At 70.4% G+C, this 24,584-nt stretch carries 21 protein-coding genes and 1 pseudogene; 10 read left to right on the forward strand and 12 right to left on the reverse strand.

Annotated elements, in window-relative coordinates:
• Positions 1-2: 2 nt before the first annotated feature.
• The 3 genes from urtC to urtA all read right to left on the reverse strand — a co-directional run bounded on the left by urtC (position 3) and on the right by urtA (position 3,435).
• A complete protein-coding gene (gene urtC, locus ASF45_RS02425; protein ID WP_056656284.1) occupies positions 3-1,193 on the reverse strand; it encodes an urea ABC transporter permease subunit UrtC in 1,191 nt (396 codons plus the stop codon).
• 8 nt (positions 1,194-1,201) lie between these two features.
• Positions 1,202-2,116: an urea ABC transporter permease subunit UrtB gene (gene urtB / locus ASF45_RS02430; RefSeq protein WP_056656286.1), complete on the reverse strand. Its 915-nt coding sequence runs from the start codon at positions 2,114-2,116 to the stop codon at positions 1,202-1,204.
• A gap of 65 nt (positions 2,117-2,181) precedes the next feature.
• On the reverse strand, positions 2,182-3,435 hold the full coding sequence (gene urtA, locus ASF45_RS02435; protein WP_056656290.1) for an urea ABC transporter substrate-binding protein: 1,254 nt from the start codon (positions 3,433-3,435) through the stop codon (positions 2,182-2,184).
• Positions 3,436-3,609: 174 nt separating this feature from the next.
• On the opposite strand from urtA, the gene ASF45_RS02440 reads away from it, so the two are divergent.
• The 3 genes from ASF45_RS02440 to ASF45_RS02450 all read left to right on the forward strand — a co-directional run bounded on the left by ASF45_RS02440 (position 3,610) and on the right by ASF45_RS02450 (position 7,101).
• The gene (locus ASF45_RS02440; protein ID WP_056656293.1) at positions 3,610-4,647 is read left to right on the forward strand and encodes an aliphatic amidase; all 1,038 of its coding nucleotides are present in this window, start codon (positions 3,610-3,612) and stop codon (positions 4,645-4,647) included.
• 154 nt (positions 4,648-4,801) lie between these two features.
• A complete protein-coding gene (locus ASF45_RS02445; RefSeq protein ID WP_056656296.1) occupies positions 4,802-5,617 on the forward strand; it encodes an AAA family ATPase in 816 nt (271 codons plus the stop codon).
• Entirely contained in the window at positions 5,614-7,101 is a 1,488-nt protein-coding gene (locus ASF45_RS02450; RefSeq protein WP_156472788.1) for a VWA domain-containing protein, read from the forward strand. The genes ASF45_RS02445 and ASF45_RS02450 overlap by 4 nt, the downstream gene beginning before the upstream one ends.
• An 89-nt stretch (positions 7,102-7,190) precedes the next feature.
• On the opposite strand, the gene ASF45_RS02455 is transcribed toward ASF45_RS02450, so the two are convergent.
• From ASF45_RS02455 to ASF45_RS02475, 5 genes are all read right to left on the reverse strand, one after another.
• A complete protein-coding gene (locus ASF45_RS02455; RefSeq protein ID WP_056656302.1) occupies positions 7,191-8,108 on the reverse strand; it encodes a tryptophan 2,3-dioxygenase in 918 nt (305 codons plus the stop codon).
• A 35-nt stretch (positions 8,109-8,143) separates the two neighbouring features.
• Positions 8,144-9,184 carry a glutathione S-transferase family protein gene (locus ASF45_RS02460; RefSeq protein WP_056656305.1) on the reverse strand — a complete coding sequence of 347 codons (1,041 nt, stop codon included), beginning with the start codon at positions 9,182-9,184 and terminating at the stop codon, positions 8,144-8,146.
• Between the two features lie 35 nt (positions 9,185-9,219).
• The gene (locus ASF45_RS02465; protein WP_235580784.1) at positions 9,220-10,563 is read right to left on the reverse strand and encodes an amidase; all 1,344 of its coding nucleotides are present in this window, start codon (positions 10,561-10,563) and stop codon (positions 9,220-9,222) included.
• Positions 10,560-11,675: an iron-containing alcohol dehydrogenase gene (locus ASF45_RS02470; RefSeq protein ID WP_056656312.1), complete on the reverse strand. Its 1,116-nt coding sequence runs from the start codon at positions 11,673-11,675 to the stop codon at positions 10,560-10,562. The genes ASF45_RS02465 and ASF45_RS02470 overlap by 4 nt, the downstream gene beginning before the upstream one ends.
• 134 nt (positions 11,676-11,809) lie before the next feature.
• Positions 11,810-12,721, reverse strand: coding sequence for a LysR substrate-binding domain-containing protein (locus ASF45_RS02475; protein ID WP_056656315.1), 912 nt, complete (start codon positions 12,719-12,721; stop codon positions 11,810-11,812).
• 176 nt (positions 12,722-12,897) lie between these two features.
• On the opposite strand from ASF45_RS02475, the gene ASF45_RS02480 reads away from it, so the two are divergent.
• The 4 genes from ASF45_RS02480 to ASF45_RS02495 all read left to right on the forward strand — a co-directional run bounded on the left by ASF45_RS02480 (position 12,898) and on the right by ASF45_RS02495 (position 16,008).
• Positions 12,898-13,584 carry a nitroreductase gene (locus tag ASF45_RS02480; protein WP_056656319.1) on the forward strand — a complete coding sequence of 229 codons (687 nt, stop codon included), beginning with the start codon at positions 12,898-12,900 and terminating at the stop codon, positions 13,582-13,584.
• A 114-nt stretch (positions 13,585-13,698) separates the two neighbouring features.
• Positions 13,699-14,646, forward strand: coding sequence for a ring-cleaving dioxygenase (locus tag ASF45_RS02485; RefSeq protein ID WP_056656325.1), 948 nt, complete (start codon positions 13,699-13,701; stop codon positions 14,644-14,646).
• A 43-nt stretch (positions 14,647-14,689) separates the two neighbouring features.
• The gene (wrbA, locus tag ASF45_RS02490) at positions 14,690-15,325 is read left to right on the forward strand and encodes an NAD(P)H:quinone oxidoreductase (RefSeq protein WP_056656328.1); all 636 of its coding nucleotides are present in this window, start codon (positions 14,690-14,692) and stop codon (positions 15,323-15,325) included.
• 77 nt (positions 15,326-15,402) lie between these two features.
• Positions 15,403-16,008, forward strand: coding sequence for a glutathione S-transferase family protein (locus tag ASF45_RS02495; RefSeq protein WP_056656332.1), 606 nt, complete (start codon positions 15,403-15,405; stop codon positions 16,006-16,008).
• 95 nt (positions 16,009-16,103) lie between these two features.
• Here ASF45_RS02495 and ASF45_RS36225 read toward each other — a convergent pair.
• A pseudogene (locus tag ASF45_RS36225) lies at positions 16,104-16,367 on the reverse strand (NmrA family transcriptional regulator); the annotation flags it as partial.
• 518 nt (positions 16,368-16,885) lie between these two features.
• Here ASF45_RS36225 and ASF45_RS02505 point away from each other — a divergent pair.
• Complete coding sequence (locus ASF45_RS02505; RefSeq protein ID WP_056656338.1) at positions 16,886-17,875, forward strand: LysR family transcriptional regulator; 990 nt, start codon at positions 16,886-16,888, stop codon at positions 17,873-17,875.
• Between the two features lie 436 nt (positions 17,876-18,311).
• Here ASF45_RS02505 and ASF45_RS02510 read toward each other — a convergent pair whose 3' ends face one another.
• Entirely contained in the window at positions 18,312-18,833 is a 522-nt protein-coding gene (locus ASF45_RS02510) for an Ohr family peroxiredoxin (protein WP_056656341.1), read from the reverse strand.
• Between the two features lie 330 nt (positions 18,834-19,163).
• Between ASF45_RS02510 and ASF45_RS02515 the strand changes: the two genes are divergently transcribed.
• Positions 19,164-19,619: a cupin domain-containing protein gene (locus ASF45_RS02515; RefSeq protein WP_056656344.1), complete on the forward strand. Its 456-nt coding sequence runs from the start codon at positions 19,164-19,166 to the stop codon at positions 19,617-19,619.
• 276 nt (positions 19,620-19,895) lie between these two features.
• Here the strand turns inward: ASF45_RS02515 and ASF45_RS02520 are convergent, their stop codons facing one another.
• Positions 19,896-20,813: an MBL fold metallo-hydrolase gene (locus ASF45_RS02520; protein ID WP_056656347.1), complete on the reverse strand. Its 918-nt coding sequence runs from the start codon at positions 20,811-20,813 to the stop codon at positions 19,896-19,898.
• A 445-nt stretch (positions 20,814-21,258) separates the two neighbouring features.
• Between ASF45_RS02520 and ASF45_RS02525 the strand changes: the two genes are divergently transcribed.
• Positions 21,259-22,836, forward strand: a complete 1,578-nt coding sequence (locus ASF45_RS02525; protein ID WP_056656350.1) for an EAL domain-containing protein — start codon at positions 21,259-21,261, stop codon at positions 22,834-22,836.
• 36 nt (positions 22,837-22,872) lie between these two features.
• Here the strand turns inward: ASF45_RS02525 and ASF45_RS02530 are convergent, their stop codons facing one another.
• Positions 22,873-24,549, reverse strand: coding sequence for an AMP-binding protein (locus ASF45_RS02530; protein ID WP_056656352.1), 1,677 nt, complete (start codon positions 24,547-24,549; stop codon positions 22,873-22,875).
• Positions 24,550-24,584 lie beyond the last annotated feature (35 nt).

The following is a 24,584-nucleotide window of genomic DNA, read 5'->3' on the forward strand; positions in this document are numbered from 1 at the left end:
GCTCAGGCGCGCTGGCCGTGCAGGCTCGCGTCGGGCGTGGCAGGCTCGGTGCTGTTGATCGCCGATGCGGCATGCGGCGCCGTCTTGGCGGCCACGAGCTTGTCGTCGTAGGCCTTGCGGGCGGCGCCGCGCGCCTGCCACCAGGGCTTGATCTTGTCTTCCCACAGCCCGGCCAGGCCCATCGGGAAGGCCATGGTCACGCCGATGAACAGGGCCGCCATCAGGAACAGCCACAGGTCCGGGAAGCTCTCGGAGAACAGCGTCTTGCCGGCGTTGACCAGCAGCGCGCCGTACACCGCGCCGACCAGGCTCATGCGCCCGCCCACGGCCGCGAAGATCACCATCTCGATGGAAGGCACGATGCCGACCAGCGTGGGCGACATGAAGCCCACCTGCAGTGTGAACAGCGCGCCGCCGATGCCCGACAGGCCGGCCGCCAGGCAGAACGTGAACACCTTGAAGTTGGACACGTCGTAGCCCGAGAAGCGCACGCGGTCTTCCTTGTCGCGCATGGCCAGCAGCAGCGTGCCGAGCTTGCTGGTCTGGATCCAGCGGCACAGCAGGATGGCGCCGATCAGCAGCGCCACGCAGACGAAGTACAGGATGGTCTTGGCGCTGTCGGTGCGGATGTCCCAGCCCAGCATGGTCTTGAGGTCGGTCATGCCGTTCACGCCGCCCGTGTAGCCCTGCTGGCCGATGATGAGCACCGTGAGGATCAGCGCCACGGCCTGCGTGATGATGGCGAAGTACACGCCGCCCACGCGGCGCTTGAACATCGCGAAGCTGATCAACCAGGCCAGCGCCATCGGCACGGCCACCACCAGGATCAGCGCCAGCGGCAGGCTCTTGAACGGCAGCCACATCAGCGGCAGCTCGGTCAGCTGGTTCCAGTCCATGAAGTCCGGGATGCCGGGCGTGGACTGGATCTTGGTGGTCTCGGGGTCCGAGGCTTCGAGCTTGAGGAACATGGCCATGGCGTAGCCACCGAGGCCGAAGAACACGCCCTGCCCCAGGCTCAGCACGCCGCCATAGCCCCAGACCATGACCAGGCCCACGGCGACGAAGGCATAGCTGAGGTACTTGCCGACCAGGTTCAGGCGGAAGATGTCGAGCGTGAGCGGCAGCACGACGACCAGCAACAGGGTCAGCAGCAGCACGCTGGCCAGCTGGTAGCGTTGGATCAGTTGTTTCATACGGGCCTCTAGCGACGGACTTTGGAAGCGAACAGGCCCTGCGGCCGCACCATCAGGATCAGCACGATCAAGGAGAGCGTCAGCACCTTGGCCATCGAGCCGCTCATGAAGAACTCGGTGATCGACTGCGTCTGCGCGATGCCGAAGGCCGACACCACGGTGCCCAGCAGGCTGGCGGCGCCGCCGAAGGTGACGACCAGGAAGGCGTCGACGATGTAGAGCGAGCCCGAGGTCGGCCCGGTGGAGCCGATGGTGGTGAAGGCCGCGCCGGCCACGCCGGCGATGCCGCAGCCGATGGCGAAGGTCAGGCGGTCGGTCTTCTTGGTGTCGATGCCGGTGGCGTTGGCCATGGTGCGGTTGCTGACCGTGGCACGCACGCGCAGGCCCCAGCGGCTCTTGTTGAGCGCGATCAGCACGCCGGCCGTCACGACCAGCGTGAGCGCCAGCACGAACAGGCCGTTGATCGGGATGTCCAGGCCCTCCATGGGGGCCCAGGAGCCCATCAGCCAATCGGGCAGCGTGGGGCTGACTTCCTTGGGACCGATGAAGGTGCGGAAGCACTGCTGCAGCGCCAGGCTCACGCCCCAGGTGGCCAGCAGCGTGTCCAGCGGCCGGCTGTACAGGTGGCGGATCAATGCCCATTCCATGATCCAGCCGAAGAAGAAGGCGACCACGAAGGCCAGCACGATGGCGATGGGAAAGTACGCCGCCATGGCGCCGGGCGCGTTGTGCTCGGTGAAGGTGGCGGCCATGTAGACGGTGTAGGCGCCGATGGCCATGAACTCGCCATGCGCCATGTTGATGACGCCCATCTGGCCGAAGATGATGGCCAGGCCCAGCCCCATCAGCAGCAGCACCGCGAACAGGGACAGGCCCGCGAAGCCCTGCATGAGGCCGATGTTGAGCATGTCGGAAAAGGTCATGGCGCGCTCGCTCTCCAAGGTTCGACAAGGCCCTCCCCCGACCGCCGGGAGAGGGCTGGGTTGGCTTACTGGTAGCCCTTGGGGAACGGGTCCGGAGCGATCAGGGCCGATGACTCGGCGACCACCTTGAACGTGCCGTCCTTCTGGCCCTGGCCGATGCGCGCCTTGCTCCACAGATGGTGGTTGGCGTCGAGCTTGACGTAGCCCTCCGGCGCGGTCTTGAGTTCGATGCCGGGCGATGCGGCCGTGACCTTGGCCACGTCGAAGCTGCCGGCCTTCTCCACGGCGGCCTTCCAGAGCCAGGGGCCCAGGTAGCCGGCCTGCGTCACGTCGCCGATCACGGCGTCCTTGCCGTACTTGGCCTTGAAGGCCTCGACGAACTTCTTGTTGTTCTCGTTGTCCAGCGACTGGAAGTACTTCATCGACGAGTAGAAGCCGGCGAAGTTGTCGCCGCCCACGCCGGTCATCTCGTCCTCGGTGACCGACAGGGTCAGCAGGAACTGCTTGTCGCCCGTGATGCCGGCGGCCTTGAGCTGCTTGTAGAAGGCCACGTTGGAGCCACCGACCACGGCCGCGAAGATGCAGTCGGGCTTGGCCACCTTGATCTTGTTGATCAGCGAGTTGAAGTTGGTGTGGCCCAGCGGGTAGTACTCCTCGCCCTTGACCGAGCCCAGCTTGCCGACCGTCTCGATGTGCTTGCGCGCGATCTTCATCGAGGTGCGCGGCCAGATGTAGTCCGAGCCGACCAGGAAGAAGGTCTTGGCCTTCTTCTCCTTGGCACCCCAGTCCAGGCCCCAGATGATCTGCTGCGTGGCTTCCTGGCCGGTGTAGATCACGTTCTTGCTCTGCTCCAGGCCTTCGTAGAAGGTGGGGTAGTACAAGAGGCCGTTCTCCTTCTCGAACACCGGCAGCACGGCCTTGCGCGAGGCGCTGGTCCAGCAGCCGAACACGCAGGCGGTCTTGTCGTTGACGAGCAGCTTGCGGCTCTTCTCGGCGAAGGTCGGCCAGTCGGAGGCGCCGTCTTCCTTGATGACCTTGATCTTGCGACCCAGGATGCCGCCCATGGCGTTGATCTGGTCGATGGCGAGCTGCTCGGCCTGGATCGAGCCGGTTTCGGAAATGGCCATGGTGCCGGTGGCCGAGTGCAGCTGGCCGACCGTCACCTCGGTGTCGGTGATGGCCAGGCCCGTGGTGTTGACCTTGGCGGTGGGGAACTGCTGGGCCAGCGCGGCGGCCGACAGGCCGGCAAACGGCGACATGGCGGCCATCTGCAGCATGCGCCGGCGCAGAACGGACTCGGGACGGGAATCAGCGGACATGGACAAGCTCCTGTGACGTTGGGAATCCGGCAGCCCTGTTGGGTTGGTGTGCTGCGGTGCAACAGAAGGTATCCGCGACCCTGCGCAGGACGAATACGTCATTCAACGTAGTGCGTGGCACACCACAGGCGAGAACACTGGTGGCCCGATCCGATTTCAGACAGGAGTCAACGCATGCGCCACGGCGACATATCGAGCAGCAAGGACAGCGTCGGCGTGGCCGTCGTCAACTACAAGATGCCGCGCCTGCACACCAAGGCCGAGGTGCTGGCCAATGCGCGCCAGATCGCCGAGATGGTGGTGGGCATGAAGCAGGGGCTGCCGGGCATGGACCTGGTGGTCTTCCCGGAGTACTCCACGCACGGGATCATGTACGACGCCAAGGAGATGTACGAGACGGCCGCCACCGTGCCCGGCGAGGAGACGGCGATCTTCGCGGACGCCTGCCGCAGGGCCAAGGTCTGGGGCGTGTTCTCGCTGACCGGCGAGCGCCACGAGGAGCATCCGCACAAGGCGCCCTACAACACGCTGATCCTCATGAACGACCAGGGCGAGATCGTGCAGAAGTACCGCAAGATCATGCCCTGGGTGCCCGTGGAGGGCTGGTACCCGGGCGACTGCACCTACCTGAGCGAAGGCCCCAAGGGTCTGAAGATCAGCCTGATCATCTGCGACGACGGCAACTACCCCGAGATCTGGCGCGACTGCGCGATGAAGGGCGCCGAACTCATCGTGCGCTGCCAGGGCTACATGTACCCGGCCAAGGAGCAGCAGGTGCTGGTGGCCAAGGCCATGGCCTTCATGAACAACGTGTACGTGGCGGTGGCCAATGCCACCGGCTTCGATGGCGTGTACTCGTACTTCGGCCACTCGGCGCTGATCGGCTTCGACGGCCGTACGCTGGGCGAGTGCGGCGAGGAGGAGATGGGCATCAACTACGCCGAGCTGTCGATGCACCTGATCCGCGACGCGCGCAAGAACGGCCAGTCGCAGAACCACCTCTACAAGCTGCTGCACCGCGGCTACACGGGCAAGATCAACTCGGGCGAGGACATGCATGGCGTGGCGGCCTGCCCGTACGGCTTCTATGCCGACTGGATCAAGGATCCGGAGGGCACGCGCAAGAAGGTCGAGGCCTTCACCCGCGGCACGCCAGGCACGCCGGAATGCCCGATCGACGGCATCCCGAACCAGCTGCCCGAGCACCGATGAGCGCCGCGCAGGGCCGCCCCAGGCAAGCTCGGCCTTGCAGGCCGCGCCGAGGCTCGCGCCTCGGCCCCTCGCCAGGCACGAAAGGTCCACCGGACCTTTCGTGTCCGGGCTCGGCCCGCTTGGCGGGACAGGCCGCAGGCCGAAGGGTGCTTCAATGAGCGCCGTTCTGCAGGCACCAGTCGATCCGCTGGCGGAATGGCGAGTCGCGCAGGAGCCCTACTACCGCCCGGTCGGCGACGAGGTCGCGCAGTTCCAGGACGCCCACGCACTGCGCCTGCCATTGCTGCTGAAGGGCCCGCCCGGCTGCGGCAAGACACGCTTCGTCGAGCACATGGCCTGGACGCTGGGCCTGCCGCTGGTCACCGTGGCCTGCCATGAGGACATGGCGGCCGGCGACCTGCTGGGCCGCTGGCTGATCGACGCCGACGGCACGCGCTGGCAGGACGGGCCGCTCACGCTGGCCGCGCGCCACGGCGCGCTGTGCTACCTGGACGAGCTGATCGAGGCACGGCCCGATGCGCTCACGGTGTTGCACCCGCTGGCCGACACGCGCCGCGTGCTGCCGCTGGAGCGCAACGGCGAGCTGCTGCAGGCGCACCCGCGCTTCCAGCTGGTGGTCTCGTACAACCCGCAGCCGGGGCGGGAGCTGCGGCCCGCCACGCGGCAGCGCTTCGTGGCCATGGCCTTCGACCCGCCGCCTGTGGCAGCCCAGGTCGCCATCGTGGCGCACGAGTCGGGCCTGGAGCCGGAGCGGGCGATGCGGCTGGTCGGACTGGCCGAGCGCGCGCGTGCACTGGATGAGGACGCGGAACCGGCCCTGTCGATGCGCATGCTGGTGCGTGCCGGCCAGCTGATGGCCGGCGGCATGCCGGCGCGGCTGGCCTGCGAACTGGCCCTGGTGCAGGCCTGGTCCGACCAGCCCGAGCGCGTGCAGGCGCTGCGCGCGCTGGCGGACGCGCTGTATCCGTGAACACTTCCGCGCTGCAGTTGCTGCTGCAGGGCTTGTGCAGGCACGGGTGCGCCGTCCGGGAAGTGCCAGGACTGTCCCAGCCGGTGCTCGGCCCGGCGCTGCTGCTGCCGCCGGGCCTTGCCACTGGCGCTGCCGCCATCGCGCACGCCGCCGCGCACCTGCGCCATTCCCTGCCGGCGCGCGATGCGCGCGGCCGCAAGCCGATGGCGCTGGCCGTGCTGTCGGCCGTCGAGGACGCGCGCGTCGAGCGGCTGCTGGCGCACGACTTCCCGGGCGTGCGGCGCTGGTTCGCCGCGGCCTTGCCCGCAAGGTCTGCACAGGGGCTCGGCTTCGCCGCGCTGATGGACCGGCTGGACCGGGCGCTGGCCGACCCCGCCGCGCGCGACGGCCACCACTGGGTGCAGCGCGCGCAACAAGGCTTCTGGGCCTTGCCGGCCGGCGCCGCGCCCCAGGCCTTCGCCGACCTCGCGATGCGCCTGGCCAACATGCTGGGCCAGATGCGCGTGCCCTTCGACACCCAGTACCGGCCAGGCGCGGCCTACCGCGACGACCACAGCTACCTGTGGGACCACGGCCGCACCAGCGATGCGGAGCCGCTGCCCGCCGACGGCGGCGCGCCCGCGCCGTCCGCCGCGGGCCACACCCGTGCGCATGCCGTTCCTGTGCTGCGCGAGCGGCACTACGGCGAATGGCACGACAAGCTGGGGCTGTGGCGCCCGGCCTGGTGCCGCGTGCAGGAACGCTCGGTGGCCCACCACGGCGTGGCCCCACCGCCCCGCCCCCGCAGCCTGCCACCCGAGGCCGAGGGCGAGGCGCTGGACCTGCAGGCCACCGTCGCTGCGCTGGCAGACCGGCGGCGCGGCCGCAGCTGGGATGCGCGCCTGTTCCGCCGCACGGTGCCGCCGGTGCGCGCCAGCGTGCTCGTGCTGCTCGACCTGTCGCAGTCCACGCTGGCCCCCTGGGGCGCCGGTCCGCTGACCGTGCAGGCCGCCCAGCAGCAGGCCGCGCTGTGGCTGGCCCGCCGCCTGGCGGAGCACGGCGCGCGCGTGGCCGTGCATGGCTTCGCGTCCAACGGCCGCTTTGAGGTCGCCTACTGGCGGGCAGTGGCGTTCGGGGCACCCTGCGATGCGGCCGCGCTGGCCGCGCTGCCGGTACGCCACTCCACCCGGCTGGGCGCGGCGCTGCGCCATGCGCAGACCATCCTGGACGAGGAGCCCGGCGGGCGCCGCACCGTCGTGCTGGTCACGGACGGGCAGCCCTGGGACATCGATGTGTTCGACGCTGGGCATCTGCTGCAGGACGCGCGGCAGGCGATGGACGGGCTGCGCGCCGCTGGCATGCGCGCGCAGTGCATTGCTTGCGATGCCAGGGCAGTGGCGCAGCTGCAGCCGGTCTTCGGCGCCACCGGCTTGTTCCTGCTCGATGCGCCGGCCACGATGGCACGCGGCCTGGCCGATGCGGGTCGCGCCATCCTGGCGCGCTGAGCACAGGGCATGCCTGGCGGCCCGGAGCGACCCATCGGTTCATGTCTCCCGGCCCCCGCGGCGCGATGGCGCGCGGCGCAGGCTGGTCTTCAGCCGGCCTGCCGCGCCAGATGCGGACAGGGGGATGCCCCGGCCGCCGCCACCGGGTTGCCGATGCTGGTCCGTGCCGACCACAGCTCGGGGAATGGAATCTCTTGCATCGTCGGCGCCAGCCAGGCCACGCCTTCGGTCCCGAAGTAGGCGGGCCGTCTGCCGAAGGTGCGCCGCGTGGCCATCAGGTGGCGGAACTTCCACTGCATGAAGCCTTCGGCGATGTCGGCCAGCGTTTCGCCCAGACGCTGCAGCGCCGCGTGCGGGCCGTGGTGGCCGGGTTCGGCGTAGATGGCGCGCCAGGCCTGTTCCACCTGCGCGCTCGGCACATAGGGCTGGGCAGGATCGTGCGCGAGCACGTCGGCCGGTACCGCGTGGCCCGCGCGGTGCAGGTAGGCCAGCACGTCGTCGTACAGGCTGGGCGACGCCAGCGCCTGCTGCAGCTGCTGCAGGCGCTGCGGCTGCGGTGCGAAGTGCTGCAGGTGCTCGGCCTGCTTGATGCCCAGCAGGTAGACCATGTGCCGGTACGTCCAGCCCTGCAGCGCCGTGTCCTGGCCGTGCGTGGCGGCGGCGCGCGGCAGGATGGCCAGCAGGTCGTTGGGCGTCATCCAGGCAATGGAGCGCCAGATGGCGTCCAGCGGCGCATGGTGGGCGACCACGCGCTCCAGCGTGGCCTGGGCCTGCGCCAGGTCGCCTGCGCGCAGGCAGGCCTGGGCGGCCTGCAGCTCCTGGACGATCAGCATCCAGTACAGCTCGGAGACCTGCACGTGGACGATCCACGAGCGCTCGCCCGGGTGCTCGCTCACGGTCTGCTGCAGTTGGTGCAGCACGTCGGTCTGGATCCAGGCGCTGTAGGGTGTCTGGCCACGCGCATGCGTCGCTGCGAGCGGGTCCGGCAGGGCTTGGGGGGCGTTCATGGTGTTCTCCTGTGCAAAAGGGGGGTGGCGGTGGATCAGCAGCCGGCGATGGACTGCATGTGGTCGGAGGGTGGCATGGACTGCAACGAGGCCTGCACCGCCTCGCGGCACAGCGAGGGGCGGTGCACCAATGCGTCGGCATAGGCGCCCACGCGCGGCAGAGCGGCCCACAGCGGCGCCATGCCCAGATAGCGCATGCGCACGAGGTTCACGCCCCACAGCGCGTCGGCCAGCGTGAAGCCACCGCGGTCCAGTTGCGAGAACGGCTCGGTGACCAGGTCCTGCTCGAGCTGGCCCAGCACGGCCTGCACGTGCTGCCGCGCGGCGCGCTGGAAGGCCGCATCGCGCCGCACCTGCAGGCCGCCGCGCTCCTTGGCGATCTTGGCGCGGTAGGCCGCGACGAGCTCGGCGTCGCCGGCATGGGCGGCGACGAGGCGCTTCAGCGCCAGGATCTTGAGTTCGTAGACGGTGGACATCGCCTCCTTCAGCGCGGCGGGCCGGTCGTCGGCATCGGGATGAAAGCCGTACAGCAGCGCGCCGTTCGGGACCCGGTCCACGATGCCGACTTGGTGCAGCACGGCCGCACGCTCTGCCGGCGCCTCGGGCAGCAGCTGCACCGGGTGCGGCGAGACCGCGTCGAGGTAGATGCAGATGGCGCGCGAGTCGACGACGGCGCGCCCGGCCTGGTGGTCGATCAGCAGCGGCACCACGCAGGGGTCGAAGCCCTCGGTCTCGACCGCGGTCCGGCCGCTGTAGCCGCTCACGAACGCCCGGCCCAGCGCGCGGCCGGCCGCCAGGCGCATGCGCACGTAGGCGGGGTCGTAGTGCTCGGCCATGACCAGGTCGTCCGGCCCCATGTGGCCCAGGATCGCCATCTCGCTGGAGCGGTACGGCAGCCGCTTTTCCGCCAGCACCGTGCGCACCTTCTGCGAGCACAGCGAGCTGGCCGCGTGGAACAGCTCGAAGCGGGGCTCGCCCCCGGCACCGGCCGTGCCGACGGTGGTGATGCGGGCGGGGTCGGCGATCGCCGCGCGCGCAGCGGCGGCCCGTGCCGCCCAGGGGTTGGGGTGGTCCATGGTGTTCCTCGTGGTGGGTGGAAAAGGAAGGGATGTCAGCCCGGCAGCGCCGGGGCCAGCAGGCCCTCGATCTGCTGGGCGATCTGCAGCAGCGCGCCGTCGTCGCCCGGACGCGCGACGATCTGCAGCGCCGCCGGCAGGCCGCCGTCGGTCGCGGGCAGCGGGATGGAGATGGCCGGAAAGCCCGCCACGTTGAAGGGGGCCGTGTAGGTCATCAAGGCCTCGCGCACGCTGCCGCGCCAGTCGCCCACCTGCACGCTGGCCGCCTGCAGCGCCGGCGCATGGCAGGGGCAGGTGGGCAGCAGCAGGTAGTCGTGCCGCGCCATCAGTGCCTGCAGGCGCGCCGTGAAGCGCAGCCGCAGTTGTTGCGCATCGGCGTAGTCGCCGAGCACCAGGGCGCGTGCGGCCTGCAGGCGTTCGGCCGTCTCGGGCATGTAGCCGGCGGCGATGCGCTCGGGCGTGTGGCGGCGCCAGTGCTCGACCGCGCCTTCGGCCAGCACGATGCGTGCGAACGCGCCGAACACGCCGTCGAACAGCGTGGTGTCGTCCACGGCGCTGCAGGCGAACGTCGCGCCCAGCGTGGCGACGGCACGGCGAAAGCTGGCGTCCACCGCGTGGCTCGGTGCGATGGGCGCGATGGCCGGCACGATGCCCAGCCGCGCGGAGACCCAGGCGTCGCTGTCGGGCACCTCGATGCCGAAGGGCGCGGCCAGCAGCACGATGTCGTCCACGCAGCGCCCCAGCAGGCCGGGGTGGTCCAGCGTCGGCGCCAGCGGGAACACGCCGTGCGTGGACAACGCGCCCAGCGTGGGCTTGAAGCCCGCCACGCCGCACAGCGCTGCGGGGATGCGCACCGAGCCACCGGTGTCCGTGCCCAGCCCGGCGGCCACGGCACCGTCGCCGATGGCGGCGGCCATGCCACCGCTGGAGCCGCCGGGCATGCGCGTGCGGTCCAGCGGGTTGCGCGTGTCGCCGAACTCCGGGTGCGCGGTGCTCACGCCCCAGGCGAACTCGTGCGTGGTGGTCTTGCCCACCACGATGGCGCCGCATTCGGCCAGCGTGCGCACCACGTCCGCATCGCACGCCGGCACATGGCCCAGGTACGCGCGCGAGCCGTAGCGTGTCTCCAGGCCCCGCGTGTCGATCAGGTCCTTCACGCCGATGGGCAGGCCCTCCAGCGCACGCGGGCGGCCCTGGGCATAGCGTTGGTCGCTGTCGGCCGCGGCGCGCAATGCCCGGTCCCAGTCGATGGCGGCGAAGGCGTTCAGCGACTGCTTGCTCGCCTCGGCCCGGTCCAGGGCCTGCCGCACCAGCGCGGTGGCCGTGAGCCGGCCTGCGGCCAGTGCCGCGCGCGCCGCGCGCAGGCAGTGCGTGCTCACCACAAGGCCTCCAGCAGCGCATGCAGCTTCGTCTCGGCGCCGTCGCCCAGGTCGGCGACCTCGGCGGGGTAGTTCGCCAGCAACAGGCGGGCGATCTCGGGCAGGAGGACCGCGTCCAGGCCGAAGTCGCGCAGGCGGGTGGGCAGGCCCAGGTGCGCCACCGTGCCGGCGATGCGCTCGGCCAACTGCGTGGCCGCGGCCGCGCCGCGGCCTGGTGCGAAGCCTTCGAACCGGTCGCCGTAGCGTGCCGCGCAGGCCTGGATGACGGGCGCCAGCGTGATGCACGAGGTGGCGCTGTGCGGCAGGCCGAAGGTGCCCCCCAGGATGTGGCCGATGCGGTGGCTGAGCCCATACACCACCGAGGCCGGGAAGAAGTAGCACTGCCAGGCGCCCAGCTGCAGCTGCAGCAGGTCGTCCAGCGTCACGAGGCCGGCGTCCAGCGCCTGCTGCGTCTCCCCCGTGCGCGGCCAGCGCTCGAGCACACCGAGCAGGCGCTGCGCGCCGCTGGCCGCGAGGATGGCGTGCGGGTGGTCGCGCCCTACCTGGCGCATGCCTTCGACCGCATGGTCGATGCCCTTGATGGCCGAGGCCAGCAGCAGAGCGCGTGGCGTGCCCTGCACCAGCAGCGGGTCGGTCACCACGAGGCGGGGCACCGTCTCGCGCACGGCGTAGCTGCGCTTGAGCTTCTGCGCGCCACCGGTCTCGGTGATGCCGAAGTAGTGCGAATACTCCGAGCCCGACAGCATGGTGGCGAAGGCGGCAATGGGCAGGTGGCGCCCGGTTTCCTGCTGGTGCAGGTGCGAGACGGCCTTGGCCGCGTCCAGCACCGAGCCGCCACCCAGCGCGACGATAGCCGCCGCGCCACCGGCGCGCGCAGCCTGCAGCGCGGCGCGCACGGCCGTGTCCGGCACATGCGGCGGAAAGTCGGTGAACACACCGGCGCTGTCCTGGATGTGCGGCGCGAGCTGCGCTGCGTACAGCGGGCGCAGCGGCTCGACGGTGAAGGTGATCGGCCGGGCCAGTCCGTACGTGGGCAACGCCGCGGCGGCGGCAGACAGCACGCCCTGGCCCCAGACGACGGCGTCCTGCGGCAGGCAACTCAATTTCTGCATGGGTCAACTCCGTGGTGCGAGCGTTCGCCCGATGGCCTCGCTCCGCGGCGTGAAGATAGTCGTGGCAAGCACGCCGTGGGCCATGCCGCGGGCGGACGCTGCGTCCATGGGTTTGGACGACGGGTCGGGAGACCTCAGTCGGGCGCGAGCACCGTCACCTTGGGGATCTCCGCCGCCAGGAAATCGACCAGCGCGCGCACCGCAGGCAGCAGCCCGGTGCGGTACGGGATCAGCGCGGAGATCCACGCCTCCGACGCGATCCAGCCGGGCAGGATCTGCTGCAGCGTGCCGTCCTTGAGCTCGTCCTTGCAGATGTAGGCCGGCAGCGCGGCGATGCCCAGGTTGGCGGTGGCCGCTTCCTTGAGCGTGACCAGGCTGTTGCTCTGGAAGCGCGGCGCGATGGGCACCGCGACCTGCTGCTGCCCCGGTCCCTTGAGCTGCCACTGCAAAGGCCCGGGCCAGACCATGGAGATGGTGGCGTGCTCGGCCAGGTCCTGCGGCGCGGCAGGCAGCCGCCGCTGCGCCAGGTAGCCGCGGCCCGCATACAGGCACCACGGCACGCTGGCGATCGTGCGCTGCACCAGGTTGGAGCTCTGCAGCGTGGAGGTGTGGCCACGGATCGCGATGTCGAAGCCCTCGCCCACGATGTCCACGTAGCGGTCGGTGGCGATCTCCACCACGCTGACCTTGGGGTGCATGCTGAGGAAGGCGGGAAGCAGGTCGCGCAGCGCGAACTGCGCGATCTCCACCGCGGTGGTCAGGCGGATCACGCCGCTGGGTTCGGTCAGCCGCTGGCGCACGGCCTCTTCGGCGACGGTGGCGTTCTGCAGCAGCGTCACCGCGTACTGGTGGAACTCCACGCCAATCTCGGTCATCGAGAACTGGCGCGAGGTGCGGTTGATCAGGCGCACGCCCAGGTGGTTCTCCAGCTCCTGGATGCGGTGGCTGACGGTGGACTTGGGCAGGCGCAGGGCCTGCGCCGCAGCGGTGAAGCCGCCGCGCTCCACCACCTGCACGAAGTAGAAGACATCCTTCAGGTCCAGCATCGCGTCGCCTTTGCGCCAGTCATCGTGGCGCCGGATGGTACGGGCCGCAGGCGCCGCCGGGCCATCGTTCGGGTTTCTCGGACCGAGCGTACAAGCGCCACCGGCTTCCATTTGCGGATGCGCTTCCTATGATTTCCCTGCCCCACCCACCGACCCCGGACACGGAGATTTCGACCATGGATTCCACCGCCTTCACCGATGCGCTCATCCGCGAGCGCCGCACCAAGCGCGCCTTCTTCCTCGACCGGCCCGTGCCGCAAGACACGGTGCAGCAGATCCTCTCCGTGGCCCGCTTCGCACCGAGTTCGAGCAACACGCAGCCCTGGCGCACCTACGTGGTGAGCGGTGCGGCGCGCGAGCGCATCACGACGGCGGCGGTCGACGCGTTCCGCGCGGGCCCCGACAGGCTGGCCCACGAGTACCCGTTCTTCCCGGACCCGCTGCACGCGCCGTATGCCGAGCGCTTCACGGCCTTCCGTGGACAGCTCGGCGACGCGCAGGGCGTGCACCGCAGCGACAAGGCCGGCCGCATGCGCGACGTGGAGCGCCAGTTCCTGTTCTTCGACGCGCCGGTCGGACTGATCTTCACGATGTGCAAGCGCCTGGAGTGGGCCAGCTTCATCTGCTATGGCTGCTTCCTGCAGAACGTCATGCTGGCCGCGCGGGCCCGCGGGCTGGACACCTGCCCGCAGCAGATCTGGTCGCTGCAGTCGGCCGTGCTGCGGCCCGCGCTGGGCATCCCGGACGACCAGATGGTGGTCGCCGGCATGTCGCTGGGCTATGCCGACAACAGCAGGCCCGAGAACAACATGCAGCTGCGCAAGCTCGCCCTCGACGAGTTCGCCACCTTCGTCGACGCCTGAACGGCGCCGGCCTCTCTTCCACCTCTTTCCCCTTCACCGCGACCGGCGCGCGTGCCACACGGCGCGCGCGATCGGACTCGCACGCCCATTGCCACCACACAAGGAGAACGGCACATGTCCCTCATCAAGGGTTTCCATCACCTGACGGCCTGCGTCAGCGGCGCGCAGGAGGACGTGGACTTCTACGTCAAGCTGCTGGGCCAGAGCCTGGTCAAGAAGACCGTGCTGCTCGACGGCGACACGCCGATCTACCACCTGTACTACGGCAACGCCGAGGGAGCGCCCGGCACGCTGGTCACGTCCTTCCCGTTCAGGCACAAGGGCGTGCACGGCCGGCGCGGCTCGGGCCAGATCCGCGTGATCAACTACTCGGTGCCGGCCGGCGCGCTGGAGTTCTGGCGCCAGCGCTTCGCTGCCCACGGCGTGCCGCACGAGGCAGTGGTGCAGCGCTTTGGCGAGCAGCGGCTGCGCTTCCAACACCCCTGCGGCATCGAGTTCGACCTGGTGGCGTCCGACCGCGACACGCGGCCGGCCTGCACGGCCACGGACATTCCCGAGGCCTTCGCCATCCGCGGCGTGCACAGCATCACGCTGTCGCTGCGCGAGGTGGACGAGTCCATCCGCTTCATGCAGGAGGCGCTGGAGTTCCGCTACGCCGGCGCGTCGGGCCCGTACCACCGCTTCGAGACCGGCGACGGCGCGCCCGGCACTGTGGTGGAGTTCATGCACGAGCCGGACCGCCTGCAGGGCTCGTCGATCTACGGCGAGGGCACGATCCACCACGTGGCCTTCGCGGTGGACAACGTCGCGCAGCAGATGGTGCTCAAGGAGCGGTTCATGGGCATGGGCTACATCGACACCTCGGAGTCGGTGAACCGCAACTACTTCCGCTCGATGTACTTCAAGATGCCCGGCGGCGTGATCTTCGAGGCCGCCACCACGGACATCGGCTTCGCCATCGACGAGGAGCCCGGCCACTTCGGCCAGGAGTTCCAGCTGCCGCCGTGGCTGAAGGACCGCAAGGACGAGCTCCTCGCGCGCCTGGAACCCATCGTGGTCTGACCCCTTTCCCTTTTCATTCCCCTCACACACGAAGTCACACGCCATGTCACGACCCAAGGTCCTCATCGTCTTCTACTCCCGCAACAGCTCCACGGAGCTGCTGGCCCAGGCCGTCGCCGAAGGTGCCACGGCCGCAGGCGCCGAGGTGCGGCTGCGCCGCGTGCGCGAGCTCGTCGGCCCCGAGCTCATGCGCCAGATGCCCGGCTGGCAGGAGAACGCCACCGCCATGAACACACGCCACCCCGCGCCCACGGAGGCCGACGCCGAATGGGCCGACGCCATCGTCTTCGGCACGCCGACGCGCTTCGGCGCCATCTCGTCGGAGCTCAAGAGCTTCATCGACGGCCTGGGCGGCCTGTGGATGCAGGGCAAGCTCAACGGCAAGGTCGGCTCGGTGTTCGGCTCCACCTCGTCCAGGCACGGCGGCAACGAGTCGACGCTGCTCTCGATCTACACGCCGATGGCGCACCTGGGCCTCATCATCGTGCCGCTGGGCTACGCCGATCCGGCGATGTTCAAGGCCGGCACGCCATACGGCGCCACCCACGTCTCGGCCATGGACTCGCTCAAGCCCGATGCCGACCACCTGGCGGTGGCGCAGTTCCAGGGACGCCGGGTCACCACCGTCGCCCGTGCGCTGCGCTGCGCGGAACCGGCCACGGAGCCCGCTGCAGCCTGAACGCGAGAGATCCCTGCGCGGCGCGGCGCGCAAGGATCTTGCTAGCATGGGCCGGCACCCACCCGCCACGCCCGCCCATGCTGCGCCTGTACGACAGCCGGATGTCCGGCAACTCCTGGAAGATCCGCATCCTGCTGAGCCAGCTCGGGCTGCCCTACGAGCGCGTGACGCTGGACATCGCGCAAGGAGAGACCAGGACGCCTGCGTTCCGGCGCATCAGCCGCTTCGCGCGTGTGCCGGTGCTGGAACTGGAGGATGGGCGCTGCATCGCCGAGTCCGGCGCCATCCTGGCCTACCTGGCGGAAGGCTCGCCCCTCCTGCCCACCGAGCCCTGGCTGCGCGCCGAGGTGCTGGGCTGGATGTTCTTCGAGCAGGCCGACCTGCAAAAGCCACTGGCCCTGCCGAGGGTGTACCACCTGCACGGCCAGGCAGCAGCCGAGGCCGACGAGATCGCCAGGCTGCACCGCGACGGCTACACCGCCCTGGCGCCGCTCGAGGCCTGGGTGGAGGACCACGACTGGCTCGTCGGCGAACGCTACACGCTGGCCGACCTGGCGGTCTCCGTCTACGTCTCGCTGGCCGACCAGGGCGGCTACGACATGGCCCGCTTCGGGGCGATCCGACGCTGGACGGCGCGCGTCGCGGCGCAGCCGGGCTGGGTGCCGTTGCTGCCCGCAGGCTGACCCGCCCGCCGCAGCGCCACGCTCAACGCGGAGGCCTGGGCAACGCGAACCAGGCTTCGAAGCCGAGCGCGCCGAGGCGCGCGCCCTCGCGCGGCACCCGACTGGGCGATGGCGCCCAGGAACTCGAAGAACTGCGTGGAGTGCGCGATGCTGCAGGGAATGCCTGCGCCGTGGACCAGCGCCTCCTGCGCGATCTTGCCGCGCAAGCGAGCACTCTCGACCAGCCGGTCGGCGCCGACCACCGACAGCGCCACGTGGTGCTGCACGCCGGCCCGGGTCTCCGTGGCCAGCAGCTTGCGCCCCGCGGTCTGGAAGAACTACAGCACGGCCCGGTCTTCGAACGAGGGCGCGTTGGCGACGCCAGCACGGCCGGGGCGGGGACGGTGTCCGCGAACTTCTTGAAGCGTTCAGGCGGCGCCGCGAAAGCGGTTGGACTCCGGGTTTCGCCCCCGCGCGCCCGGTAGGCCTGCAACAGGGCACGCGGTGCTGTCGCGGATGCACCGATGCCTGCGCGCCGTCTTGCGCACCTCAGGGTGCTGGCGCGCCTGTCACAAACGGGCCGGCACCTGCGTCTTGGGTCAGGAGCGGTCCACGCGCGACCCACCCGGTGGACCGCGGCGGGCCGCTGCCCCTGTCTTCCCCACGCAGGATCGTCACATGCCACAGCTCCAGGACAGGATCGTCCTCATCACCGGCGGCGGCGCCGGCATCGGCCGCGCGCAACGCGGCGCGCACGGTGGCTGCTGCTCCATTCCAGCGGGCGCCGCCGCGACCGCCGCACCGGGAGAAACCCGTCATGCACAACTCTGTCTTCGCCTTCGCCGAGCCGGCCCGGATGCCCGCGCCACCAGCCCCTCCCGCACCACCTGCCCCGCCCATGCCGAGCCCACCGCGAGCCCAGCCCGCGCCGCGCCCCGACGCACTGGCCTCCAGCTTCGCCACCACCTACGCCGGCGTGGTCGCCTTCATCGCCGTGGCGACCGAAGGCAGCTTCGCGCGCGCCGCCGACCGGCTGGGCATCGGCCGCTCGGCCGTGAGCCGCAGCGTGCAGCGGCTGGAGGACCAGCTCAACGTGCGGCTGTTCGTGCGCACCACGCGCAGCACCACGCTCACGCGCGAGGGCGAGCTCTTCTACGCCAACTGCCACACCAGCGTGGACCGCATCGTGCAGGCCATGGAGGAGATGCGCGACCTGCGCGAAGGTCCGCCGCGTGGGCACCTGCGCATCAGCGCGGCGGTGGGCTTCGGCCGGCGCGTGGTGGCGCCGCTGCTGCACGCCTTCCGCACCGCCTACCCCGAGGTCTCGCTCGACCTGGTACTGGACGACAAGGCCACCGACTTCCTCTCCGACCGGGTGGACATCGCCTTCCGCAACGGCCGCATGGAAGACGCGCAGATCATCGCCAAACAGCTCATTCCCATGCAGATGCTGGTCTGCGCCTCGCCCGCCTACGCGCAGGCGCACGGCCTGCCCGAGACGCTGGACGACCTGGCCCGCCACCAGTGCATCAACTTCCGCTTCGCGTCGGGCCGGCTGTTCGAGTGGGAATTCAAGGTGGACGGCCAGCTGCGCAAATTCCAGCCGCCCGCCCGCCTGACCTACAACGATGCCGACCTGGTTCTGCAGGCCGTGCTCGACGGCCAGGGCATCGCGCAGATGTCGGGCTACCTGATCTGCGAGGCGCTACGCAGCGGCGCGCTGGTGCCCTGCCTCGCCCAGCACGCCCCGGACGACCGCGGCCACTACATCTGCTACCTGAGCCGCCAGCACCTGCCCACGCGCATGCGCGTGTTCATCGACTTCATGACCACGCGCATCCGCGCGGCCGACCTGCAGTGCTTCGCCGACCTGAGCGTGCGGGCTTGAGCTCGGGGGCCTGAGCGCGATGTCGCACTGGTGCAGACCGGGCAACACCGTGCCGCCGTGCGCCGGCCTACCGCCGCCACGGGGCCAAACCCAGCATCCCTTCGCCACAAGCCGCACCCCTTCCTGTTCGACGCGTGCAGCTCAGGGCAGCATCCACCCCGTCATGCGCGACCGGTAATCGCCCATCGGCGTGGTCCAGTCCTGCCCGCGCACCCACACGAGGGCGCCTTGGACCCCTCGGCTTTCGACCCTGCCGGCGCTGCGTGCTCGATTGCCGAGAGATTGGATCTGCCCCTCCTTCCGACGGCGCGATAGATGCGGCTGCTGCCGGGCCGTTGAATTTCAGCGTCGTGCGCATGGCCGGCTCCGATACCTGTTCCCAACCGTCCACACTGCACCGCCAACCACCCTCGGCCTGCCGCACTGCAGCGCTTGGTCAGCCCACCGTCTTGCCAGGCTCGTCCGCCACCACCACGCGCACGGTGCCCTCGATCCCCTGGCGCGCCATCTTGGCGTAGGGACACACGCGCTCGGTGGCGCACACCAGTTCCTCGGCCACGCGCCGCGCCATGCCGGGCAGGCGCACCGTGACATCGGCCTGCAGCGCGTGGTGCCCGTCCACCGGGTCGCGGCCGAGCCGCACGGCCACCTCCACCGCACTGCGGCCGAGCGCGATGCCGTTCTTCGTGGCCAGCAGGTGCAGCGCGCCATGGAAGCAGGCGCCATACGCCGCGGCGAACAACTGCTCGGGGTTGGTGCCGCCGCCGGGCCCGCCCAGTGCGGGCGGCAGGCGCAGGTCCAGCGCCAGCGCCCCGTCGTCGGAGCGCGCGACGCCGGATGCACGGCCATGCCCCGCTTCGCCCCCACAGACCGTGACGCGCGTGGCGTACAGCGGCGCGAAGACGGGGCCGGTGTGGCGGTCCAGCAGGCTGAGCGGAGGCGGTTGCAGCCGGGGCATCGAGGGTCTCCAGTGTCGGCACCGGCTGCGCGGCCGGAGGCGGGACGCGGCGGGCGTGCAGGCGGGATGGTAGGCAGGGCTGCGCGCGCGGACCAGGTGCAGGCGGGGGACGATGGTGTTGATGTGGAAGGAGCAATGGGTGGGGCGGTGCGGACGCAGGGTGCACGCACGGGCCTGGGCCGAGGTGGCGATCCGGCCAGCGGCCACGGGTCCCGGTGGCGGCGTATTGGTGACTGGCGGTCACCACCCCGTCGCCCCGTGCCCACCTACCGCGCCGCACATTCCTTTTCTACGATGACCGCATCCATCCCCCACCACACAAGGGTCCCCATGCGCCATCTCCTCCGAACCCGCACCGCCAGCCAGGCAGCCGGCCTGAACACCCGCCGTCTTGCACTGGCCATCGCCCTGCCCGCCCTGCTGCTCGCGCAGCCGGGGCGTGCGCAGACCGCGCCGCCCGACCCCATCGTCACCCCGCTGTCCACCCAGCCCTTGCCCGACGTGCCGGGCAAGGAGGTGCTGATGCTGAAGGTGACCTACCCGCCCGGCGGCGCCGACCCGGTGCATCGCCACGATGCGCACGGCTTCATCTACGTGCTGGAGGGCGAGATCGTGATGGGCGTGCGCGGCGGCAAGGAGGTGCGCCTGAAGCCTGGCCAGACCTTCTACGAAGGGCCTCACGACGTGCACACCGTGGGCCGCAATGCCAGCAAGACGAAGCCGGCCACCTTCGTGGTGATGCTGCTCAAGCAGCAGGGCGTAGAGCCGGTGTTGCCGGCGCAGTAATGGCGCTGCCGGCCAGCGGTCCCTGCAGGGTCAGGCGGCCGTCGATCGTCAGGCTGGCCCCCGTCATGTAGCCTGCTTCCTTGCCCGCGCGGCAGGCGATCAAGACCCCGATCTCCTGCGGCTTGCCAACGCGCTCGAGCGGGCTGCGCTGTGCCGGCGCCTCGGTCCGGTCACCAGCCGGCAGCGAACCGCTGCTCGGGGTCGGTGCCGGTGCCCGTGGTGTGTACGCGGAACGCTCCGCCCCCGCTGGGCTGGCGGAACGTCGCGACCGCTGGCTCAGAAATCCCAGATCACCGGCACATAGCGGAACGCATCACCCTCCCGCGCCACCCGGCCGACCGAGGGGAACGGCAGGTGCGCGGCCACCAGCAGACCGCCGTTGTCCGCCAGCTGTTCGAACAGGCCGCGCCGCACGCTGGCCGACGCCACCGGATCGTGCTCGAAGCCGTTGTGCCAGCCGGGATTCTCGAAGCCGACCGGGAACATCGCGTCGCCCGCGAAGGTCAGCCATTCGCCTTTGGATGACAGGTCCACCACGCTGTGCCCTTCGGTGTGGCCGCCGGTGAGGCGCACGACCACGCCCGGCGCCACCTCGTGCCGCTCCTCGAAGATGCACAGGTTGTCGCGGTAGGTGTCCGCAAAGCTCTTCGCGGTGGAGCGCAGCACGTTGGGCACGGGCTTGGGCATATCGGTGTGGGTGAAGTCGGGCTGCGTCCAGAAGTCGACCTCGGCCCGGGCCACGTGGATGCGCACGTCCGGGCGCAGGCGCTCCTTCACGCCGGCGGCCAGCAGCCCGCCCACATGGTCCATGTGCATGTGGGTGACGACCACGTCGGTGACCGTCTCCAGCGGGATGCCGGCGTCTTCCAGGCGGCGGGGGAACTGGCCCGCGCGCGGGAAGCCCGGGAACTGCGAGCCGAGCCCGGCGTCGACCAGGATGGTCTGCTGGCCGCTGCGCGCCACCATGACGTTGAGCGGCCAGTCGAACATGTCCGGCGGCAGGAAGTTGCGCTGCAGCCAGTTCGCCAGTTCGGCCGGGTCGACGTTGGTGGCCATGGTGGCGGTGGGCAGCGGCAGCACGCCGTCGCTGACCACCAGCACGTCGATGTCGCCGACCTGCAGCGCATAACGCGAGGGGACGAGTTCGGAGGGGGTGGCGCCTGCGGGGCGGGTGGGGGCTTCTACGGAAAACATCGTGAATCTCCAGTCAAAGGGTGGCCCGAGGGGGCCGGGCCGGGCCAGTCGTACGACTGGCGACGCACACCACACAACCGCGGGTTGGTGTGGTGGCAACGGTGCACGGCAGGGTGGCCGTGTGGGTCCATCGTAGGAATCGGCATGGCGAGGCGGTAGGCCCGCAGCAGGCCGCACGGTGGTGCCTGCCACGCACCAATCGGCGGACGCCCGGCGCCGCCACATCCACGATGCGCCGTGTCCCCGGTGTGAACCGGCCCGTCGCCGAGGCCAGAGAAAGCACTGAGGCAGGCGTCGATGGGTATCGCGCCAACCGCGGGACAGTTGAGAATGGACCACTGGCTATGTCGCCCCGCACCAGGCGGGGCGACATAGCCGCAACGCGTCCCCGGGTCGCCATCCAGCACACCGCGCTGGGTCAAAACGCAGGATCAAGGAGGCAGGCATGGACGAGCAGCTGTTGCTGGAGCACCTGCACAACGCAGTCGCCGCAGGCGAAGTCTGGCCGGCCCTGCAGCCGCAGGTCGACCTGCGCACGCGCCGGATCATGGGCTTCGAGGTACTGGCGCGCTGGAACTCGCCCGCGCTGGGGCCGGTGCCCCCGGCGTGCTTCATCCCGGTCGCCGAGCAGGCAGGGCTGCTGGACGGGTTGATCCTGCACCTGATCCGCCAGGCCTGCGCGCAGGTCAGCGCCTGGCCGGGTGACTTCCAGCTGGCGTTCAACCTGGCGCCGACACAGTTCCTGGACCTGGACATCGTCGGCCATGTCAGCGCTGCCGCCCATGCCGGCGGCCTCGCGCTGGAGCGCTTGTGCATCGAGATCACCGAGAGCTCGCTGTTCCACAGCAACACCACGGCGCAGCGCGCCATCGCGCTGTTCAAGCAGGCCGGCATGCGGCTGGCACTGGACGATTTCGGCACCGGCCATTCCAGCCTGACGCGGCTGCAGGCCCTGCCCTTCGACGAGATCAAGATCGATGCCAGCTTCGTGCGCGCCCTGGAGACCGACCCCAACAGCCTGAAGATCGTGACCGCCGTGCTGGGCCTGGGCCAGAGCCTGGGCGTGCACGTGGTGGCCGAAGGCATCGAGAACGAACGGCAGGCCGCCATCCTGGCCCGCATGGGCTGCGAGCTCGGCCAGGGCTATCTGTGGGGCGCGCCGCAGGCCGCACCGCAGGCGCAGCAGGTGCTGGCGCGGCAAGGCAGCTTCTCCAGACGGGACCGTCCGCTGGACACCTCGCCGTTCCAGCGCTTCCACCAGCTCGAATCGCTGTACCAGGCCGCGCCCGTGGGCCTGGGCTTCCTCGACGCGCAGCTGCGCGTGGTCAGCGCCAACGCGCGCATCGGCGAGATGCTGGGGCTGGACGTGGCGCAGGCGACGGGGCGCGCGGTCGAGCAGTTGCTGGACGGCCGGCGCCTGGCGGATTTCATCCAGGTGCTGCAGCGCGTGCTGAAGGGCGAACCGCTCGCGCCCATCGAGTACCGCCGCCGCGACGCCGGCACCACCAGCCTCATCGCGCTGCAGCAGGTGCGCAGCGTGTCCGGGCAGATCCTGGGGGTCTCGGTGTTCGCCATCGACATCTCGGGGCGGGTGGCTGCCGAGCGCACGCTGCAGGACACCATCGAACACTACCGCCAGGTGATCGCGCTGGCCCCCAACGTGGCCTGGGCTGCCGGCCCCGACGGCAGCATCGACTACATGGGCCAGACCTGGGAATGGTCACCCATGAGCACCAGCGCCGAACGCCACGCCCGCTGGCGCGAGCGCATGGACCCGGCAGACCAGTTGCGCGTGCGCGCCGAGTGGCTGGCCCATTTGCCGAGCAAACAGCCGTTCGAGACCGTGTTCGGCATCCTGTGGCCCGATGGCACGCACAAGTGGGTGCGCAGCCGGGCGCGCCCGCAGTTCGACGCGCAGGGGGAGGTCACGCGCTGGTATGGACTGATCACCGACATCACGGTCGAACATGAACTGCGCCAGCGCGTGCAGGCGCTGGAGGCCCAACTCCGGCAGCGGGGTTGAGGCGGGCGCCGCTGGCGCGACGCCAGCAACCGTCGCTCACTCGCCGAACACCAGCCGGCCCGCGTCCGATGCGCCGGCCTCGTCCAGCCGTCTCAGCTCGGCGCGCCGGATCTTGCCGGAGATGGTCTTGGGCAGCGGCGCGAACTCGATCTTGCGGATGCGCTTGTAGGGCCCCAGCCGCGCGCGGCAGAAGGCCAGGATGTCGCGCGCCAGTTCCTCCGAGGGCGTGTGCCCTGCCGTGAGGGTGACGACGGCCTTGGGGACGGCCAGGCGCACCGGGTCGAAGCTGGGGATCACCGCGCCCTCGGCCACCGCCGGGTGCTCGATCAGCACCGACTCCAGCTCGAACGGGCTGATGCGGTAGTCCGAGGCCTTGAACACGTCGTCGGTGCGGCCCACGTAGGTGATGTAGCCATCGGCGTCGCGGCTGGCGATGTCGCCCGTGTGGTAGTGACCGGCTCGCGTCACCTCGGCGGTGCGCCCGGCATCGTCGGCATAGCCCAGCATCAGCCCCAGCGGGCCGGCAGCGAGGTCCAGGCCGATCTCGCCTTCGCTGGCAGGCTGGTCGTCCGCATCGAGCAACTGCACGCGGTAGCCCGGCAGCGGCCGGCCCATGCTGCCGGGCTTGAGCGGCTGGCCCGGCGTGTTGCCGATCTGCGCGGTGGTCTCGGTCTGGCCGAAGCCGTCGCGCAGCTGCAGGCCCCAGGCCTCGCGGAAACGCGCGATCACCTCGGGGTTCATGGGTTCGCCGGCACCGATCAGCTCGCGCAGCTGCACGCGCCAGGCGGCCAGGTCCTCCTGCATCAGCAGCCGGTAGACCGTGGGCGGGGCGCACAGCGAGGTCACGCCGCGCGACTGCAGCACGTCCAGCAGGCCGCGGGCCTGGAAGCGTTCGTAGTTGTAGACCATCACGCAGGCATGCGCATTCCACGGCGCGAAGAAGCAGCTCCAGGCGTGCTTGGCCCAGCCGGGCGAGGAGATGTTCAGGTGCACGTCGCCGGGCTGCAGGCCCAGCCAGTACATGGTGGAGAGGTGGCCCACCGGATAGCTCTGGTGGCTGTGCAACACCAGCTTGGGCTTGGAGGTGGTGCCGGAGGTGAAGTACAGCAGCAGCGGGTCGTCGACGTGGGTGGGCGCCTCGGGCGCGAATGGCGCGGGCGCGTCGTAGCCGTGCTCCAGCCGCAGCCAGCCCGGGGCATCGCCGCCCGCCACGATGCGCGTGTAGCCGCCGGGCACGTCGGCGAACTTCGGGACATGGTCCGCGTTGGCGATCACGTGCTTGACCTGCCCGCGCGCGAAGCGGTCGAGCAGGTCGTCGCGCGACAGCAGCGTGGTGGCGGGAATCACCACCGCGCCGAGCTTGATGGCCGCGAGCATGGCTTCCCACAGGCAGCGCTCGTTGCCCAGCATCAGCAGGATGCGGTCGCCGCGCTGCACGCCGTGGCCGCGCAGCCAGTTGGCCACGCTGGAGGAGCGCCGGCTCATCTGGGCGAAGCTGCACTGCTCCTCGCGGCCGTCCTCCTCCACGATCCACAGGGCCGGCGCGTCGTTGCCCTCGGCCATGGTGTCGAAGTGGTCCAGCGCCCAGTTGAAGTGCGTGAGGCGGGGCCATGCGAAGTCGCGCACGGCGCGTTCGTAGTCGGTGCGATGGGCGAGCAGGAAGTCGCGGGCTTCGAGGAAGGCGGCGTGGGCGCCGCCGGCAGTGTCTTGCATGCAGGTCTCCTTGTGGGGGTTGGGTCGTGGCGGGG

It is taken from the genome of Pseudorhodoferax sp. Leaf265, from assembly GCF_001422365.1.
In the GTDB taxonomy this organism is placed as follows: Bacteria; Pseudomonadota; Gammaproteobacteria; order Burkholderiales; family Burkholderiaceae_C; genus Pseudorhodoferax.

Coding starts and splice junctions, on each gene's coding strand:
- urtC (WP_056656284.1), bottom strand. CDS start 1,193: ATGAAACAACTGATCCAACGCTACCAGCTGGCCAGCGTGCTGCTGCTG.
- urtA (WP_056656290.1), bottom strand. CDS start 3,435: ATGTCCGCTGATTCCCGTCCCGAGTCCGTTCTGCGCCGGCGCATGCTG.
- ASF45_RS02445 (WP_056656296.1), top strand. CDS start 4,802: ATGAGCGCCGTTCTGCAGGCACCAGTCGATCCGCTGGCGGAATGGCGA.
- urtB (WP_056656286.1), bottom strand. CDS start 2,116: ATGACCTTTTCCGACATGCTCAACATCGGCCTCATGCAGGGCTTCGCG.
- ASF45_RS02530 (WP_056656352.1), bottom strand. CDS start 24,549: ATGCAAGACACTGCCGGCGGCGCCCACGCCGCCTTCCTCGAAGCCCGC.
- ASF45_RS02520 (WP_056656347.1), bottom strand. CDS start 20,813: ATGTTTTCCGTAGAAGCCCCCACCCGCCCCGCAGGCGCCACCCCCTCC.
- ASF45_RS02495 (WP_056656332.1), top strand. CDS start 15,403: ATGCTGCGCCTGTACGACAGCCGGATGTCCGGCAACTCCTGGAAGATC.
- ASF45_RS02485 (WP_056656325.1), top strand. CDS start 13,699: ATGTCCCTCATCAAGGGTTTCCATCACCTGACGGCCTGCGTCAGCGGC.
- ASF45_RS02480 (WP_056656319.1), top strand. CDS start 12,898: ATGGATTCCACCGCCTTCACCGATGCGCTCATCCGCGAGCGCCGCACC.
- ASF45_RS02460 (WP_056656305.1), bottom strand. CDS start 9,184: ATGGACCACCCCAACCCCTGGGCGGCACGGGCCGCCGCTGCGCGCGCG.
- ASF45_RS02470 (WP_056656312.1), bottom strand. CDS start 11,675: ATGCAGAAATTGAGTTGCCTGCCGCAGGACGCCGTCGTCTGGGGCCAG.
- ASF45_RS02505 (WP_056656338.1), top strand. CDS start 16,886: ATGCCGAGCCCACCGCGAGCCCAGCCCGCGCCGCGCCCCGACGCACTG.
- ASF45_RS02510 (WP_056656341.1), bottom strand. CDS start 18,833: ATGCCCCGGCTGCAACCGCCTCCGCTCAGCCTGCTGGACCGCCACACC.
- ASF45_RS02475 (WP_056656315.1), bottom strand. CDS start 12,721: ATGCTGGACCTGAAGGATGTCTTCTACTTCGTGCAGGTGGTGGAGCGC.
- ASF45_RS02515 (WP_056656344.1), top strand. CDS start 19,164: ATGCGCCATCTCCTCCGAACCCGCACCGCCAGCCAGGCAGCCGGCCTG.
- wrbA (WP_056656328.1), top strand. CDS start 14,690: ATGTCACGACCCAAGGTCCTCATCGTCTTCTACTCCCGCAACAGCTCC.
- ASF45_RS02525 (WP_056656350.1), top strand. CDS start 21,259: ATGGACGAGCAGCTGTTGCTGGAGCACCTGCACAACGCAGTCGCCGCA.
- ASF45_RS02440 (WP_056656293.1), top strand. CDS start 3,610: ATGCGCCACGGCGACATATCGAGCAGCAAGGACAGCGTCGGCGTGGCC.
- ASF45_RS02455 (WP_056656302.1), bottom strand. CDS start 8,108: ATGAACGCCCCCCAAGCCCTGCCGGACCCGCTCGCAGCGACGCATGCG.